This window comes from Streptomyces bacillaris, assembly GCF_003268675.1.
GTDB classification, from domain to species: Bacteria; Actinomycetota; Actinomycetes; order Streptomycetales; family Streptomycetaceae; genus Streptomyces; species Streptomyces bacillaris.
In genome coordinates, this window is sequence record NZ_CP029378.1 from 7343050 (window position 1) to 7359598 (window position 16549).

The 16549-nt window shown below is 74.5% G+C and carries 17 protein-coding genes; 4 read left to right on the forward strand and 13 right to left on the reverse strand.

The features are described from left to right. Nucleotides 1-126 precede the first annotated feature (126 nt). Both DJ476_RS32070 and DJ476_RS32075 read left to right on the forward strand, forming a co-directional pair. The gene (locus tag DJ476_RS32070; protein WP_112492154.1) at nt 127-702 is read left to right on the forward strand and encodes a TetR/AcrR family transcriptional regulator; all 576 of its coding nucleotides are present in this window, start codon (nt 127-129) and stop codon (nt 700-702) included. Nucleotides 703-854: 152 nt separating this feature from the next. After that, entirely contained in the window at nt 855-1574 is a 720-nt protein-coding gene (locus tag DJ476_RS32075) for a TetR/AcrR family transcriptional regulator (RefSeq protein WP_103419188.1), read from the forward strand. 22 nt (nt 1575-1596) lie between these two features. Here DJ476_RS32075 and DJ476_RS32080 read toward each other — a convergent pair whose 3' ends face one another. The 3 genes from DJ476_RS32080 to DJ476_RS32090 all read right to left on the reverse strand — a co-directional run bounded on the left by DJ476_RS32080 (nt 1597) and on the right by DJ476_RS32090 (nt 4006). After that, entirely contained in the window at nt 1597-1908 is a 312-nt protein-coding gene (locus tag DJ476_RS32080) for a DUF6332 family protein (protein WP_112492155.1), read from the reverse strand. A gap of 122 nt (nt 1909-2030) precedes the next feature. Continuing rightward, nucleotides 2031-2828 carry a maleylpyruvate isomerase family mycothiol-dependent enzyme gene (locus DJ476_RS32085; protein ID WP_103419186.1) on the reverse strand — a complete coding sequence of 266 codons (798 nt, stop codon included), beginning with the start codon at nt 2826-2828 and terminating at the stop codon, nt 2031-2033. Between the two features lie 50 nt (nt 2829-2878). Next, nucleotides 2879-4006 (reverse strand): MFS transporter, encoded by a 1128-nt coding sequence (locus DJ476_RS32090; RefSeq protein ID WP_103419185.1) that lies wholly within the window; start codon nt 4004-4006, stop codon nt 2879-2881. Between the two features lie 309 nt (nt 4007-4315). On the opposite strand from DJ476_RS32090, the gene DJ476_RS32095 reads away from it, so the two are divergent. Further along, nucleotides 4316-5530, forward strand: coding sequence for an ROK family protein (locus tag DJ476_RS32095; RefSeq protein WP_070202805.1), 1215 nt, complete (start codon nt 4316-4318; stop codon nt 5528-5530). 93 nt (nt 5531-5623) lie between these two features. Here the strand turns inward: DJ476_RS32095 and DJ476_RS32100 are convergent, their stop codons facing one another. From DJ476_RS32100 to DJ476_RS32120, 5 genes are all read right to left on the reverse strand, one after another. Beyond that, on the reverse strand, nt 5624-6580 hold the full coding sequence (locus DJ476_RS32100; protein ID WP_208853549.1) for a phosphotriesterase family protein: 957 nt from the start codon (nt 6578-6580) through the stop codon (nt 5624-5626). Further along, nucleotides 6574-7155 carry a DUF4865 family protein gene (locus DJ476_RS32105; RefSeq protein WP_112492156.1) on the reverse strand — a complete coding sequence of 194 codons (582 nt, stop codon included), beginning with the start codon at nt 7153-7155 and terminating at the stop codon, nt 6574-6576. The genes DJ476_RS32100 and DJ476_RS32105 overlap by 7 nt, the downstream gene beginning before the upstream one ends. Before the next feature lie 14 nt (nt 7156-7169). After that, nucleotides 7170-7739 carry a TetR/AcrR family transcriptional regulator gene (locus DJ476_RS32110; protein WP_318294830.1) on the reverse strand — a complete coding sequence of 190 codons (570 nt, stop codon included), beginning with the start codon at nt 7737-7739 and terminating at the stop codon, nt 7170-7172. A gap of 155 nt (nt 7740-7894) precedes the next feature. Further along, complete coding sequence (locus tag DJ476_RS32115; protein ID WP_176727616.1) at nt 7895-8413, reverse strand: ATP-binding protein; 519 nt, start codon at nt 8411-8413, stop codon at nt 7895-7897. 314 nt (nt 8414-8727) lie between these two features. Further along, nucleotides 8728-9045, reverse strand: coding sequence for a hypothetical protein (locus DJ476_RS32120; protein WP_019766524.1), 318 nt, complete (start codon nt 9043-9045; stop codon nt 8728-8730). A gap of 267 nt (nt 9046-9312) precedes the next feature. On the opposite strand from DJ476_RS32120, the gene DJ476_RS32125 reads away from it, so the two are divergent. Beyond that, nucleotides 9313-10458: a PLP-dependent cysteine synthase family protein gene (locus DJ476_RS32125; protein WP_070202810.1), complete on the forward strand. Its 1146-nt coding sequence runs from the start codon at nt 9313-9315 to the stop codon at nt 10456-10458. Nucleotides 10459-10512: 54 nt separating this feature from the next. On the opposite strand, the gene DJ476_RS32130 is transcribed toward DJ476_RS32125, so the two are convergent. The 5 genes from DJ476_RS32130 to DJ476_RS32150 all read right to left on the reverse strand — a co-directional run bounded on the left by DJ476_RS32130 (nt 10513) and on the right by DJ476_RS32150 (nt 16352). Next, nucleotides 10513-10992 carry an SRPBCC family protein gene (locus DJ476_RS32130; protein ID WP_103419182.1) on the reverse strand — a complete coding sequence of 160 codons (480 nt, stop codon included), beginning with the start codon at nt 10990-10992 and terminating at the stop codon, nt 10513-10515. A 58-nt stretch (nt 10993-11050) separates the two neighbouring features. Next, nucleotides 11051-12706, reverse strand: a complete 1656-nt coding sequence (locus DJ476_RS32135; protein WP_112492158.1) for an SDR family oxidoreductase — start codon at nt 12704-12706, stop codon at nt 11051-11053. A 77-nt stretch (nt 12707-12783) separates the two neighbouring features. Then, complete coding sequence (locus DJ476_RS32140) at nt 12784-14820, reverse strand: hypothetical protein (RefSeq protein WP_112492159.1); 2037 nt, start codon at nt 14818-14820, stop codon at nt 12784-12786. A 110-nt stretch (nt 14821-14930) separates the two neighbouring features. Next, a complete protein-coding gene (locus DJ476_RS32145; RefSeq protein ID WP_112492160.1) occupies nt 14931-15389 on the reverse strand; it encodes an SRPBCC family protein in 459 nt (152 codons plus the stop codon). Nucleotides 15390-15461: 72 nt separating this feature from the next. Then, entirely contained in the window at nt 15462-16352 is an 891-nt protein-coding gene (locus DJ476_RS32150) for a DeoR/GlpR family DNA-binding transcription regulator (protein ID WP_103419179.1), read from the reverse strand. Nucleotides 16353-16549: the final 197 nt, after the last annotated feature.

Sequence of the window (16549 nt, forward strand, 5' to 3'; positions counted from 1 at the left end):
GGAACCGGCCGCGCGCAGAGCGGCAGGGGCAGGGGCAGGGGTGTGCGCCACGCTAAACGGCGGACCCCGCCGTTTCGTGGTCGCTACGATATGGCGGGGCCCACCACTTGGCAACGGGGAGAGAACGTGACCGGTCAGCGAGCGGACGCCCGCCGCAACTACAGCCGCATCCTCGCCGTGGCCGAGGCCGAGGTGGCCCGGCACGGCTCGGCGGCCTCCCTCGAACAGGTCGCCCGTACCGCCGGCGTCGGGTCCGCCACCGTGCGCCGCCACTTCCCCACCCGGCAGGCCCTCCTCGAAGCCGTCTTCCAGGAGCGCATCCAGGCCCTCTGCCGACGCGCGGCAGAGCTGCACCGGACCGAGGGCAGCCGCGCCGCGCTGCTGGAGTGGCTGCACGACCTGGTGGCGTACGCCGTCTCCGCCCGGGGGCTCGCGGACGCCCTGACCTTCGAGCCCCCCACCGACAGACCGGCCGACGCCGCGCCCGACTCCTGCGGGGCGCAGCTCGCGGACGCGGCCGCCCCGCTGCTGGCCCGCGCCCTGGACGACGGCGTTGTCAGGCCGGGCACCACCTTCCACGACCTGCTCACCCTCGCCGTCGGCATCGCCCTGGCCACCGAGCACCACACCGAACCATCGGTCCAGGCCGACCGCCTCTTCGCCCTCGCCGTCGAGGGCCTCAGCCCCAGCCCCAGCCCCTGACGGAACCAGCACGACCGGCGCCATGCCGACGGGACGGCGGGCGTGGGGTCCGACGCCCTGGAGCGGACTCGCCGACCGAGGGCCGGCCCCCGGGCGATGTGCTCGCACCTCCTCCGGCCGGTGCTCTCCGGCCGGGTGGCAGACTGATCGTCATGAGCACCATCCGAGGGGCCAGGGAACGTGCCCGCGTCGAAGTGACCGCCGCCATCAAGGACGAGGCCAGGAAACAGCTGGCGGCGGAGGGTGCGGCCAAGCTCTCCCTGCGGGCCGTCGCCCGTGAACTCGGCATGGTCTCCTCGGCGCTCTACCGCTACTTCCCGAGCCGTGACGAGCTGCTCACCGCGTTGATCATCGACGCCTACGACGCCATCGGCGAGGTGGCGGAGTCCGCCCGTGCCACCGCCGACCGGGCCCGCCCGCACCCCGCCCCGTACGCGGAGCGCTGGGTCGCCGTGGCCGGTGCCGTACGGGAGTGGGCCCTCGCCCACCCGCATGAGTACGCCCTGATCTACGGATCGCCCGTCCCCGGGTACAGCGCCCCCATGGACACCGTGGGCCCGGCCTCCCGGGTGGGGATGGTGTTCATCGGTCTCATCCGTGACGCGTTCCGGGCCGACGGTCTCGCCGTGCCGCCCCTCGCACCGGAGCTGCGTGGCGAGGCCGAGCGGATCACCGCCGAGATCGCCCCGGACCTCCCGCCCGCCGCCGCGCTCGCCCTGGTCGCCGCCTGGGCGCAGCTGTTCGGCCTGATCTCGTTCGAGCTCTTCGGCCAGTTCAACCGCATGGTCGAGGCGCGCGAGGCGTTCTTCCGGCAGGCGGCGGGGGAACTGGCCCGTTCGGTCGGCCTCCGTGGGCGTCCGGCCGGCCGCTGAGAGTGGGGGCGGAACCGCCGCTCTACGGGGAGGAGTCGGTGGAGCCGGGGCGGCTCAGTCCGGCCGGGTCCGGGGTGCCGTCCAGCCGGTGGCCCCGCTGTCTCGACGGGAAGCGCCACAGGACATGGACGGTCCGGGCGACGAACGCCACCGCGGCCGTCGTGACGGCGACTCCGAGGACCGCCGTCCGCGCTGTGCGGCCGAGGTCGAGGAGCAGCAGGGCCGGGGCCGAGATCGCCGCGAAGGTGAGGCCGGCCAGCACGGCGGCGCTGACCAGCGCGAAGCCGATCTCGACCGTCATCGCGTCCCGTTCCGCCTGCGTCCGCCGTCCCATTGACGCAGTGTCACAGGGACGGCACGCTCCCGGCAAGCGTGCCCCGTCCCGCGTACGGCTCTGCTGTGTACGGCTCCGATCCGTACGGGTGGGCCGCTCGCCCGTCCCCGTACCGCGCGGTTTCACCAGGTGACCGCCGAGTTGTCCGTCCAGAGCCGGGCCACCGAGCGGTCGCCGCGCAGGGTGACGGCGGTGAGCGGCAGACGGTTCCAGAGGGCGAGGTAGAGCCCCTCCGCCGTTCCGCTCAGCTCGCAGTCCGCAGCGCCCGTCCCGGGATCCGCAGCGCCTGCCCCGGGATCCGTGGTGTCCGTCCCGGGATTCGCGGCGGACGTCCGTACGGCCTGCGGCGGTTCCTCCGAGATCCGTACGGTCCACACCGCGTCCGTGTCCACCGCCCGCACCCGCAGCGTGCGCGGCGTGCTGGAGCGCACGCGGCTCTTGGGGCGGGCGTGGAAGCCGGTGAGCAGTTCGTCGATGCCGTCCACCGCCCGGTCGGCGTCCACCGGCGACAGCGGGCCGCCGAGCGCCGACTCCGCGTCGGCCCGGTGGACGGTGGTCTCGTGCAGCTGGCGGCGGGACCAGAACGCCAGAGGGGAGGGGGCGGGCAGGAACGTCCAGCACTCCAGACCGGTGGGAGCGGCCTCCAGGGAACGGACCAGGTGGTCGTGGCCCTCCCGGAACCAGTCGAGGAGTGCCGTGCCGTCGAGGTCCGGTTCGCCGCCGTCGGGGTGGGGCGTGGTGTGTCCCTCGGCGACGAGCTCGGCCGCCCAGCGGTGCACCATGCCCGTGTGGCGCAGCAGATGGCGTATCTGCCAGCCGGGGCAGGTCGGGACCGAGGCCCCGGGGCCCGCCTGTTCGGCCGCCGCCGCGAGGAGCCGGCCTTCCTCGGACAGGGACGCGATGTACTGGGTGATCTCCATGGCGGGATTCTGCCAGCGGGCTCCGCCGCCTGCGGCAGAGCCCGCTCGGCTCACGTGTGCGTCGCGTTCCTGGCCCCGTACCCCAGCACCGCCGCCCCTGCCGCCAGCAGGGCCACCGTCGTCAGCGCCACCGGCAGCGAGAACCAGTCGGCGAGGAAGCCGATCGCGGGCGGGCCCAGCAGCATCCCGCCGTAGCCGAGGGTCGACGCGGCGGCCACCCCGCTCGGTCCGGCCAGTTCACCGGCCCGGCCCACGGCGACGGGGAAGATGTTGGCGAGCCCCAGCCCGGTCACCGCGAACCCGGCCAGCGCGAGCCAGGCGGTCGGCGCCAGGGAGCCCAGCAGCATTCCGGCCGCCGCGACCAGCCCGCCCAGGACCAGTGTGCGGGTCTGGCCGAGCCGTTCCAGGAGCAGCGTCCCGGTGAGCCTGCCGATGGTCATCGTCAGGGCGAACAGCGCGTAGCCGGCGGCGGCGAGGCCGGGGTGGGCGCCCAGGTCCTGTTCCAGGTGGAGCGCGCCCCAGTCGGCCAGTGCGCCTTCCCCGTACGCCGTGCACAGGGCGATCACGCCGAAGAGCAGCACGATCCGGCGGGCCCGCGGGTCGAGCTTCCGCCGGGGGCCTTGCTGCCGGGGCGTGCGCGGTTCGTACGCCGTACGGGCCGGGCGGTGGCGCAGCAGCGCCGGGCCCGCGAACGCGGTGACGAGCAGGCCGATGCCGGCCAGCAGGAACAGGTGGGCCGAGGCGGAGAGGCCGCCCGCCACCAGCCCGCCGAGTCCGGCGCCCACCATGCCGCCCAGGCTGAACGCCGCGTGGAAGCTCGGCATCACCGGTCGGCGCAGCTCGGCGACCAGGTCGACGGCCGCGCTGTTCATCGCCACGTTCATCCCGCCGTACGCCGCCCCGAAGACCAGCAGGACGAGGCCGAGGGAGAGTGCGGAGTGGGTCTGGGCGGGCAGGGCGATGGAGAGGGGGAGCAGGACACCGCAGGCAGCGGTGACGGCGTGGCTGCCGTAGCGGCGGCAGAGCCGGCCCGTGAGCATCATGGTGATCACGGCGCCCGCGGAGACGCCGAGGAGGGCGAGGCCGAGGGTGGAGGCGGAGGCTCCGGTCTGCTGCTTGATGGCCGGGATACGGACCACCCAGCCGGCGAAGAGGAACCCGTCGAGGGCGAAGAACACGGTCAGCGCGGTACGGAGGCGGGCCGACGCGGGAGGGGCGGTGTCTCCGCCAGGTCCCCCCGGTAGGGCCGTCCGCAGTTTGTTTAGTTGCGGCACAAATTCAGCATAGGGGCGGCCGGACGGCGGGTGCAACACAGCCGACGGTGCGGGTGCGACCGGGCCGGCGGGGTGGGCGCGACGCGGACGACGGTCCGGCACAACCCGCCCGACGGGCTCGGTGCCACCTGCCTGACGGAGGGGCACATCACCCGTTCCGGTGGGCTCCCTCGGGGTCCGGGGCACCCGCCGGATCATGGGAGACTCGCCCTCATGAACGGCAAGGCGACCACCACCCGGACGAAGTTGGAGAGGGGCCGCAGCGCGCTCGGGCCCGCACTGGAACTGGTCCACACCGGGCGCGCCCCCACGCGCGCCGTCCTCACCTCCGAGCTGGGCGTCACCCGGGCCACCGCCGGGGCGGTCGCCGCCGAGCTGGAGGCGCTCGGGCTGATCCGGGTCGACTCCAGCCCCGGCTCCGCGGCCGGTTCGCAGGGCCGCCCCTCGCACCGGCTGGCCGTCCTGGAGACCGGCCCCGTCGTCCTCGCCGCCCAGGTCCACGCCGACGGCTTCCGGGCCGCGCTCGTCGGGCTCGGCGGCCGGATCGTCGCCACCGCGCCCGGCTGCGTCACGGTGATGGCCGACCCCGCCCAGGTGCTCGGCGAGGTGGTGGCCGCCGGGGCCGGGCTGCTGCGCGAGAGCGGGCTGCGCTGCGTCGGCGCCGGGCTCGCCGTCCCCTCGGCGGTCGCCGAACCCGAGGGCACCGCCCTCAACCCGCTGCACCTCGCCTGGCCCGCCGGTTCGCCGGTACGGGACATCTTCGCCGCCTGCGTACGGGACGCCGGCATCGCGGGGCCCGCCTTCACCGGCAACGACGTCAACCTCACCGCGCTGGCCGAGCACCGCCACGGCGCCGGACGCGGCGCGCAGCACCTGCTCTGCGTCGCCACCGGCCACCGGGGCGTCGGCGGGGCCCTGGTCCTCGACGGCCGTCTGCACAGCGGGAGTTCGGGGCTCGCGCTGGAGGTGGGCCACCTCACCGTGAACCCCGAGGGGCGGCCCTGCCACTGCGGCGGCCGCGGCTGCCTCGACGTCGAGACGGACCCGCTCGCCTTCCTCACCACCGCCCGCCGGGACCCGGGCCCGGAGGAGTCGCTGCTCAAGCAGGCCGGTGATCTGCTGCGTACGGAGTACGAGGACGCGGACGTACGGCATGCCGCCGAGGAGCTGATCGACCGCCTGGGCCTGGGCCTCGCCGGGCTCGTGAACATCCTCAACCCGGACCGGATCATCCTCGGCGGCCTCCACCGCGAGCTGCTGGAGGCCGACCCGGAGCGGCTGCGGGCCGTCGTCGCCGACCGCAGCCTCTGGGGGCGCAGCGGCAGCGTGCCGATCCTGCCCTGCACCCTCACCCACAACAGCCTGGTCGGCGCCGCCGAACTGGCCTGGCAGCCGGTCCTCGACGACCCGCTGGCCGTTCTCGCCTGAGGAGGCGGGGGCGCGGGGCGCCGGGTGCGTGGGCCGCTGGCCGAGGGGAGCCTGTGGCCGGGCCCCGGCTCCCAGGCCGTAGGCCCCCGCCCCTCAGCTCCCCGGCCCCCGCACGAAGCCGAACGCCCGGGCCGGGTTGGTGGTCAGTACCGTGTCCAGCAGCTCCTTGCCCAGGGCCTCCTCGAGCCGGGGGCGTACCCGGCGCAGCAGATGCGGCATGCCCGGCGTCTCCGGCACCGTCGTGTCGCCGCCGAGCAGCAGCTGGCCGCCGAGCCCCGCCTCCGCGAGCGCCACCAGCTGGTCCGGCAGCCGCCAGTCCGTGGCGTGGTTGGCCCGGGAGGGGCCGTCGAAGGCGAGGAACGCCCCCGCCCGTCCGGCCTCCCGCTGGACGCCCACGTCGGGGCAGCGGCCCAGGTGGCCGAGGAGGACCCGGTCCGGCGCCACCTCCAGCTCGCCGCAGAGCAGGTCCAGGACGTCCAAGGCACCGGTGCCCAGCTCCAGGTGGACGCCGATCGGCGCACCGGTGCGGTGGTGGGCCTCGGAGGCGGCCGTCATGGTGCGCCGGGCGTGGGCGTCCACCCCGTGGAAGGCCCCCGCCACCTTGATCATCCCGGCTCGTACGCCGCTCTCCCCGATGCCCTCCGTCAGCTCGGCCACGAAGAGGTCGGAGAGGCGGGCGGGGTCGGGGAGGAAGGTGGGGGCGGGGGAGGCCGGGGAGCCTGGGTGCGAGTGGCCGAGCCGGTGCAGCACCTCGGGCGCGTAGTGCGCCGCCTGGTGCAGCCCCGTCGCCGCCACCACATGGACACCGGCCGAGGCGGAGAGCGCCGCGAGATCCGCCGCCCGCCGCCCCATCCCGTACGGCGTCCACTGCACGACCGTCCCGCCGCCCAGCTCCCGGAACGCCGCCAGCTGCCCGGCCGCCCGCTCCGGGTCGTCCAGCTCCTGGCCCGGCAGGCGCGGGCTGCGCAGGAACAGGTGGTCGTGGGCGTCACAGATCCCCAGCTCATCGGCGGGAACGTCCCCGAGCGCCGTACGGACCAGCTTCACCACTGCCGCCCCCGCCCCAGCCGCCCGGCCTCCGGCGCCGACAGGTGCAGCACCTCGTACGCCTCGCCCTCCGCCCCCGGCGGCGCCCCCTCGTACAGCGTGAAGCGCACCAGCTCCCAGCGGCGCGGGTCCACCGCCAGCGCGGTGGCGACCACCCCCGGCCCCGCGGCGGTCCGGCGCGACTCCTCCAGCGCCGCGTCGACGGCGGCGGCCGGGCGTACGGCACCGGGGACGGACCGCCGCAGCCGGACGGCCGACCGGGGGAGCGCGTCGGCGGCCGGCCCCTCCTCGTACGACAGCCCAGTCCAGTGCTGGACCTCGGGGCGCCCGAAGTCGTCGACGAGCCCCTGGAACCCGGCGCCCCAGAGGAAGGCGTTCATCCCCTCGGGGGCGCGCCAGAGATAGAACGGCGCGTACTGGTTGACCGGGGAGCCGCCCGCGCGCTCCCGGATCAGATAGGCCTTGAGGCCGAGCCCCGGGAAGGCGTCGAGGAGGTGTCCCTTCGTCGCGACCCGCGTGCGGATGATGTCCATGTCGTAGTCGGCGGGCAGCGTTATCTCGTACTGCATGGCGTGCACGGCGTTGTCTCTCCTCAGGCGGGCCGGGCGGGGGTCGCGAGCAGCGAGAGCAGCCCGCCCACCGCGGAGTCGAAAACGGCGGACGAGCCGGAGGCCCGTGCCAGGACATAGCCGCCCTGCACGGTGGCCACGATGGTGGCCGCGACCGGGCCGGGGACGGTGCCCGGGGCGAACTCCCCGTTGTCCAGGCCCTCCTGGAGCAGGGCGGCGATCCGCTCCCGCAGCCACTCCAGCGTGGCGTCGAGCGGCGCGCGCAGCGCGTCGTCCGCGATGACGTCCGGGTCCATCGTGAGGCGCCCCACCGGGCAGCCGCGCAGCACCTCGCGCTCGCGCAGCAGATACGCCGTGATCCGCTCGTGGGGGGTGCCGGGCCCGTCGAGCAGCCTGCCCGCGGTCTCCCGCATCTCCTGCGCGGTACGGGAGATGGCGGCGAGCGCCAGATCGGACTTGCCGGTGAAGTGGTGGTACATGCTGCCCTGGCCCGCACCCGCCGCGCGCTGGATGGCCTTGGGGCTCGTCCCCGTGTAGCCCCGCTCCCACAGGAGGTCCTGGGTGGCCTCGATCAGCCGGTCCGGAGTGCTCATGCGGACACTGTACATAACAGTAGGTACAGAAGGCTGAGGGAACTGGCCGAGGGAGCTGTACGGGGAAGGCCCGGACGGTGCGGGCGCACCGTTCCGGCGGTGCGGCATGACGCTCGCCGCACCGCCGGAACGACGTGAGGACCCGGGAGGCCCGGTCAGCCGACGACGGCCGACCGGGCCGGGGCCGCCGCGACGGCCTCGGGGCTGATGGGCACGGACCCGAACGGCCCGTCGGTCGTCGACCCGTAGACCGCGAGCGGCGGCAGGGTCGAGGTGTCGCAGGTCGCCGGCAGGGTGAACCAGACGGCCTTTCCGGCCGCGCCGCTCGGCCGCACGCCCCAGCTCTCGCTGACAGCGGCGATCAGGGCCAGACCCCGGCCCGAGGTGGCGAAGGAATCCGCCTCGTTCACCGTGGGGACACGGGGGTCGTGGTCGTGGACGGAGACCGTCAACCGGTCGAGCAGCAGCTCGATGTCGACGGTGCATGACTTGTCCGGCTGTGCGTGCCGGTGGACGTTGGTCAGGAGTTCGGTGACGCCCAGGGCTGCCTGGTCGATCAGAGGATCGAGATGCCAGTAGCGCAGTTGCGCCGAGATGATCCTGCGGACCTGACCGATCCGCGACGGCAGGGCCTGGAGCTCCACCGTGCAGTGCCTGCTTGGCTCGCTGATCACGGCTGCGACTCCCCGAAATAGGTCCGGAAGAAAGAAGACGGACGAACGGAGCCGGCGGACGACTGGCTGCCGAATCCGCTCTGCTCTTGTCGTGTCTGCTCGTGTCGCGCGACCCGTCCCCCGGGGCGAGCCCATGAGGCGAATCGCTCTGTCACCGGAAGTTCACCTTCAGTGACGTGGATCCAGCGTGGCCCACCCGGTGCGGCTCCGCAACTCGCGGAGCCGCACCCAAGATCCGTACGCCACCCCAAGGCCCGCACGCCGCGCCGATACGCGACGCTGCACCCGGGATGCATCCGCCACGCCGTCCCGTCTCAGCCCCGGCGTCCTCCCGCGCTGCGCAGGGCTTCCAGGAAGCGGCGCAGCGGGGCCGCTCCGTCGCGTCTGCGGTTGCGCTGCCCCATCGTCAACCGGTAGCGCACGCCGTTCACCCGGGCGATGGCCGAATCCGCCGCGAAGAACCACCGTTTGCCCGCGCTCACCGTGGTCACGGGAGCGCTGTCGATCTCCCGCCCGTTGCTCGTGAGCAGCGAGAGCCGACCGTCCTTGACGACCACCTGGCCGGCATGGGTCAGCGACCGGGTGAACCGCTCGATCCTGACCCCCGACGCACTGAACTCGGCGTCCGCCATTGCGGCTTCGCCCCCCTTCGTCACCACTTCTCCTGTTGCAGTGTGCCGCGCCGGGGCCCCGGCCGCCAGAGGGCGTCCGGCCCGGTCGCGCGCCGTTCGCCCCGCCCGCCCCAACTGCCCCCGCCGGCCTGCCCAAAGGCAGGGCTATGGACGGTCAAAGTCAACGTTTGTGCAGGTCGGGGGCCTATCGTGAAAGGGAGGAACACCGCCTGGACGAGCATGCGGACCGGCGGCACACCAGCAACGTACGGAACAGGGAGCACGGCGATGCACAGCCACGAGCCGGGACATGACCGAGGGGCCACGGGGGCGGTCCTGGAGACGGTGGACGTCGACCGCAGCGACGCCGAGTACCGGGCCTGGCTGAAGGAGGCCGTCCGCAAGGTCCAGGCCGACGCCAACCGGTCCGCCGACACCCACCTGCTGCGCTTCCCGCTGCCCGAGGAGTGGGGCATCGACCTCTACCTCAAGGACGAGTCGACCCACCCCACCGGCAGCCTCAAGCACCGGCTCGCCCGCTCGCTCTTCCTCTACGGGCTCTGCAACGGCTGGATCCGGCCGGGCAAGCCGGTCATCGAGGCGTCCAGCGGCTCGACCGCCGTCTCGGAGGCGTACTTCGCGAAGCTGATCGGGGTGCCGTTCATCGCCGTGATGCCGCGCACCACCAGCCCCGAGAAGTGCCGGCTCATCGAATTCCACGGCGGGCAGTGCCACTTCGTGGACGACTCCCGCAAGATGTACGAGGAGTCCGCCTCGCTCGCCGCCACGACCGGCGGGCACTACATGGACCAGTTCACCTACGCCGAGCGCGCCACCGACTGGCGCGGCAACAACAACATCGCCGAGTCGATCTACCAGCAGCTCAGGCTGGAGCGCTACCCGGAACCCACCTGGATCGTCGCCACCGCCGGGACCGGTGGCACCTCGGCCACCATCGCCCGGTACGTCCACTACCTCCAGCACGACACCCGGGTCTGCGTCCCCGACCCGGAGAACTCCTGTTTCTTCGACGGCTGGACCCGCGACGACCCGTACGCGAGCAGCGACTGCGGCTCCCGGATCGAGGGCATCGGCCGCCCGCGCATGGAGCCGAGCTTCGTGCCCGGCGCCATCGACCGGATGATGAAGGTGCCCGACGCGGCGAGCGTCGCCGCCGTACGGGCGCTGGAGCGGGCCATCGGCCGGAAGGCGGGCGGCTCGACGGGGACCGGGCTGTGGAGCGCCTTCAAGCTGATCGCGGAGATGGTGGAGCGGGGGGAGCGGGGCAGCGTCGTGACGCTGCTGTGCGACCCGGGCGACCGTTACCTGGACAAGTACTACTCCGACTCCTGGCTGGAGGAGCAGGGGCTGGACATCGCCCCGTACAGCGCGGCGATCGACGCCTTCCTCACGACCGGGGCCCTGACCGGCTGAGCCGGGGCCTCGCGCGGATCACGCCGCCGGTGCCGTCGGCCGTCCGTCGAGCCCTCAGGCAGCCGGTGCTGTCAGCCGTCCGTCGAGCCGGCGCACCGCGTCCCGGAAGGACCGGCCCATCCCCAGGCGGGCTATCCCCAGCACCGCGCGGAACGGGCCGGTCCCGTCGGCGGCGAAGGTCCACTGCACCCGGGTGCCGGTCCCGTCAGCGGTGAGCCGCCACTCCTCCAGCAGGGCCCGCAGCCCGGGGGCGTTGGTCTCGTCCACCCGGTAGGCGTACCGCTCGCCCGGCTCGGCGGCCACCACCGTCTCCCGGAAGCGGACCCCGCCGCGCAGCCGCACCTCCCGGCCCGCGCCCCCGTCGGTGGGCGTGGCCCGGGTGACGGCGGTGAACCAGGAGGGCCAGGAGGCGACGTCGTCCGCGAGCGCCCGGTAGACCACGTCCGGGGCGGCGGACACCTCGGCGGCGAACACCAGAAGGATCGGCGCGGAGTCGGTGAACTCCAGCCCTACGGTACGGAGTCGGCGTGCCATCGCTGCACCTCCCGGCGGTCTGCGCGTATGGGGGAGGCACACCCTAGCGGCCGGGGCGTCAGTTGTCTGTACCACTGCCGGAGGTCGGTTTCCGGCCCTTCGGCCGGGAGTCGGCCCCCGGGGTGCGGTGTTTGGGCCCGGAGTCGGCCACCGCGTCCCGGCGGCCCCCCCGCCGTGCCCGGGCGGCGGTCCTCGCGGCCTCCGCGATGTTGCGGGCCATCCCGCCGAACACCACCGCGTGGAACGGTGACACGCCCCACCAGTACGCGTGGCCGAGCAGCCCCTGCGGGTGGTACAGCGCGCGCTGGCGGTAGAGCGTGCGGCCCCGGTCGTCCGTGTCGACCGACAGCTCCAGCCAGGCCCGGCCCGGCAGCCGCATCTCCGCCCGCAGCCGCAGCAGTTCGCCCGGCACGATCTCCTCCACCCGCCAGAAGTCCAGCGAGTCCCCGACCCGCAGCCGGTGGGCGTCCCGGCGGCCGCGCCGCAGCCCCACCCCGCCGACGATCCGGTCGATCCAGCCCCGTACCGCCCAGGCGAGCGGGAAGGAGTACCAGCCGTTCTCGCCGCCGATGCCCTCGATCACCCGCCACAGGTCCGCCCGGTCCACCGGCACCGCCAGCTCCCGTTCGTCCCGGTAGAGGCTGCCGCCCGACCAGTCCGGGTCGGTGGGAAGCGGGTCGCTCGGCGCCCCCGGCAGCGAGGCGGAGGTCCAGCGGGTGGCCACCTGGGCGTCCTTGATCCGCTGGAGGGCGAGGCCGAGGGCCCGGTCGAAGCCGATCGGCCCGTCCGGCGGATCGGGGACGTACCGGACGATGTCGTGCTCCCGGCAGACCACCTCGTGGCGCAGCGACTCCGCGAGCGGCCGGGCGATCGACCGGGGGACCGGGGTGACCAGCCCGATCCAGTGGCTGGAGAGCGTCGGCGTGAGCACCGGAACCGGCACGATCACCCGCCGCGGCAGCCCCGCCACCCGCGCGTACCCCTGCATCATGTCCCGGTACGTCATGATGTCCGGGCCGCCGATGTCGAAGGTGCGGCTCACCTCGGACGGCAGGGCCGCGCTCCCCACGAGATACCGGATCACATCCCGTACGGCGATGGGCTGGATCCGGGTGGAGACCCAGCTCGGGGTCACCATCACCGGCAGCCGCTCGGTCAGATAGCGCAGCATCTCGAACGAGGCCGAACCCGAACCGATCACCACCGCCGCCCGCAGCACCGCCGTCGGCACCCCGGAGTCGAGCAGGATCCGCCCGACCTCGGCGCGCGAGCGCAGATGCGGCGACAGCTCCTTCTCCGGCACCCCGGCCGGGGTCAGCCCGCCCAGGTAGACGATCCGCCGCACCCCGGCCGCCCGCGCCTTCTCGCCGAAGTTCCGGGCGGCCCGGCGGTCGGTCTCCTCGAAGTCCGAGCCGGAGCCGAGCGCGTGCACCAGGTAGTACGCGACGTCGACGTCCCGCATCGCCTCCGTCAGCGAGTCCGCGTCGGTGACATCGCCGCGCACCACCTCCACCCGGTCCGCCCACGGGTAGTCGCGCAGCTTCTGCGGCGTCCGGGCCAGCGCGCGGACCCGGTGACCCGCGTCGAGCAGCGCGGGCACCAGTCTGCCGCCGATGTAGCCGGTGGCACCGGTGACCAGGCAGCGCGGCCCGGCCTCGCCCGTGGAGTTGTCGGTGGAGTCGCGTACGCCGGGTTCCTCAGGAAGATCCGTCACCCGTCCGAGTCTCGCACCGGATCGGGTACGGGGGCGGTAAGAGGACTCCGTACGGCGGAGTGCGCGTCACCGGCGGCTCACCGCACCGCCGCCAGCGTCCCGCCCTCGCGCAGTCCGGCCGTCAGCCGTACGGAGGCGTCGCGCGGCGCCCGTACCGCGAGTGTCGGGCCGTCCGCCGTGCCCCGCACCTGACCCGTGGCCTCGATCCGGTCCACCGCACGGCTGCCCGCCGCCAGGACGTACCACCGGCCGGAGGCGGCCTTCCAGTGGGTGCCCGCCAGGATGTGCTGCCCGAACCGGCTGCACAGCGCGGTGTCGTTCCGGTCCGCGACGACGGCCGCCGGGGTGGTGGGGGAGCCGGCGGGCTGGAGGAACTGCACCAGCACCCGGCCGGGACCGCGCCAGGTGTCGGCGCGGGTGCAGAGCCACTCCGCCCGCGCCCCGCCCTCGGGCAGCCGCTGCTCCGCGAAGGCCCAGTTGTTGACCGCCCGCACCCCCGAGCCCGACAGCGTCCGCAGCGAACACGCCGTACGCGCCCAGGCGCCCAGCGCCTCCGGGCCGGTCGCCTCGCGGGGCTGCCGGGCGGGCGCGCCGCTGCCCGGCTGCGGGGTGTACGTCAGGTGGGCGGGGGTCAGGTCGCCCAGGTCGGTCAGCAGGAACGCGTGGTTCTCCACGATGCGTTCGGAGGAGCGCAGCCGGAGCACCGGCCAGGAGTCGCAGCCACCGCCCGCCGCCGGGCGCTCCACCGGGGCGGTGACCCCGTCGGGTGCCACCTCCAGCGGCCGGTCGGGCGTGCCCGGCGCGAGCAGGTCCCGGGTGGTGGCCGTGGAGATCCAGGGGGCGAGCAGGAACCGTGCCGTGTCCCCCGTACGGCTCACGACCACGGCCGCCCCCGTCGTCACGTCCGCGTCATCGGTCCGGGCGAAGTCCAGCGCCGCCGCGCCCCCGCCCGCCGACGGCTCCGCGTACCGCACCACCCGTACGCCACGGTCGTGGAAGAGCACCACGGCCGCCCCGTCCACCTCGCCCGCGAACAGCAACTGGGGCGGCTGCGCGGGCGGTACGTCGACGGTGCCCGGCGTGGCCGACACCCGTACGGCCCCCGAAGGCTCGGCCCACGCCCGCAGCGCCCGCCCCAGCAGTCCGTCATCGCCGCGCCGGTCGCCGCGTACCGGCCAGGCGGTGAAGTCGATGCGGGAGGTGTCCGCCCACTGCTCCGCCGCCGTACGCAGCAGGGCCGCCGGGTCGAGCGCGGGGACGGAGACCCCGGCCCTCTCGTCACCCGCACCCTGCACGCCGCGCTCGGCGGTCACCACGACCGCGCCCGCCACCACGCAGAGCGCCGCCGCGAGGGCCAGCCCCCGGGTCCGGTGCCTGCGCCGCAGCAGATCGCTCGGCCGGGTCTGTACGGAACACGGGTCGAACTCGTCCGACCGCAGCAGTACTTGGGCCCCCGCCCGGTCCGGTGTCCCCAGCCCGGCCGCCCGCCGCACCGCCCCCGCCGGATCGTCCGCCCCCGCCTCGGCCAGCAGCGCCCGTGCCCCGGACTCCGTCAGCCCTTCCAGCAACTGCAGCGCGAACGCGGCCCGTACGGCACCCGGCACCCCCGACAGAGCCCGGTCCAGGGCCAGTTCGTCGGCGCCGCCCGCGCGGGGGAAGAGCCGCAGCCCCCACACCACCGGCAGCGTCGGCCGCAGCGCGGCGGGCGCGGGGAGCCGCCCCGGCCACCAGCGGGGCCTGCGTTCGTACGCGAGGGCCGTCCGCAGCACCCGCAGCCGCATCCACGCGTACGGGGCGCTCACCGGCCCCTTCGCGGCGTCCGCCCCCACCGCCTCAGCTGCCGCCTCCTCGGAGGAGCGACGGCGGGACTGGGCGGGCACCCGGGAGGCGGGCGCCGGGACGGTCCTGGCCCCCGGCAGCGCCCGTTGTACGGCCCCGTGCGCGGCCAGGACCCGGCGGTGCCGGCCCAGCGCGGGCGGCAGCACGACATAGGCGAGCCGGACCAGGCGCGGGTAGTGCTCGACGAGCGCGGCCTCGGCCTGCTGCACGCCCAGGGGCCGACCGGGTGCGGGGGCGGACCGATGTTGTTGCTGCTGCGGTGGATGGATCGGCATGGGTTCGGTGCCTTCCGGGGCCGTGGCGGGGAAGTGTCATACCGGCAAACGAGTCAATCGTGTGACGGTCACATCACCCGCACCGGTCACCCGCGCGGTCACCCATGCGGTCATCCTCGCCGGGACGGCCCTCCCGGCGAGGCCAGCAGCTGGTCCAGCACCCCGCCGAACAGCCGCCGCCCGGCCGAGGCCAGCAGCGGATCACCCCATCGGGGCACCAGCCGCACCCGCAACTCCTCCACCCACACCACATGGGAACCGGAATGCGTCGGCAGGACGTCGATCGAGGCCCGGCCCAGCACCACGGAACCGTGCTTCTCCAGCAGGCAGATCCCCGCCCGGCCGCCCGCCGGGGGCGTCCAGCGGACCACTACCATCGGGTCGTCGAAGGCCAGCGGGCCCACCCCCGTACGCGCCGTGAACACCGTGCCGACCCTGGTCGGCGCCCCGCCCGTCACCGTGATGGCGGTCAACGGGACATGCTCGGCGTGCCGTTCCCAGTCGGTGACCCGGCGCCAGGCCTCGGCTGCGGGGAGAGGGGAGAAGCGCTCGATCCGGAAGACGGCCATTCTTCGATCCTAGGACGTCACGGCCGGACGGCGACCCGAACGGAATCCGGCTCAGGGCAGCGGGCCGCCCTGTCAGCCGGGGTGGACGGTCTCCCCGGCCGCCTCACGCGACCCGTGCGCCTCACGCGACTCCTGCGGCTCACGCGCCTCGCCCGCCACCACCAGCCCCGGCAGATGCTCCGCGATCTCCTCGCGTGCTCCGGCCGTCAGCCCCGCGTCCGTCACGAAGGCGTCCACCTCGTCCAGGGTGGCGAACGAACTCAGCCCCACCGTCCCCCACTTGGTGTGGTCGGCCACCACCACGACCCGCCGCGCCGAGCGGACGAAGCGGCGATTGGTCTCGGCCTCCGCGAGGTTGGGCGTCGAGAGACCGGCCTCGGCGGAGATCCCGTGCACGCCGAGGAAGAGCAGATCGAAGTGGAGCGAGTCGATGGCCCGGTCCGCGACCGGTCCCACCAGCGAGTCCGAAGGCGTCCGCACCCCGCCCGTCAGTACCACCGTCGCCGTCCCCGGCCGCGCGGCCCGGCCGGACGCGGGGCGCTGGGCGTCGTGGAACACATCGGCCACCCGCACCGAGTTGGTGACCACCGTCAGATCCGGCACCTCCAGCAGCTGCCGGGCCAGTGCGTAGGTCGTCGTACCGCCGGAGAGCGCGATCGCGCTGCCGGGCTGGGCCATCGCCGCCGCCGTCCGCGCGATGTCCTCCTTGGCGCTCAGCTCCAGCGCCGACTTGGCCTCGAAACCCGGCTCGTGGGTGCTCGCCTCGACCACGGGGACGGCACCGCCGTGGACCTTCTCGATGACCCCCTGGCGGGCCAGCGCGTCCAGATCCCGACGGATCGTCATGTCGGAGACGTTCAGCCTGCGGGTCAGCTCGTTGACCCTGACCCCGCCGCGCCTGCGCACCTCGTCGAGGATCAGGGCACGTCGCTGCTCCGCGAGCAGATTCTGATTCTCGCTCAACGCGGTCGCCCGGTCCTTCCCTCTGCCGTACGGTCCGCAGCGGTCTGCGAGACACGCTCATCCTGCCACGCAGGCATGTCCCGCGTACCACCTGGGGAGATTCCGTGAGACCGCTCACGCACGCGCCCCGCCCGAAGGATTCTGGGACCGGGCCACGGGCCGGGGCCCACGGCTCCCCGCGCCCCTCGCCGCTCCAC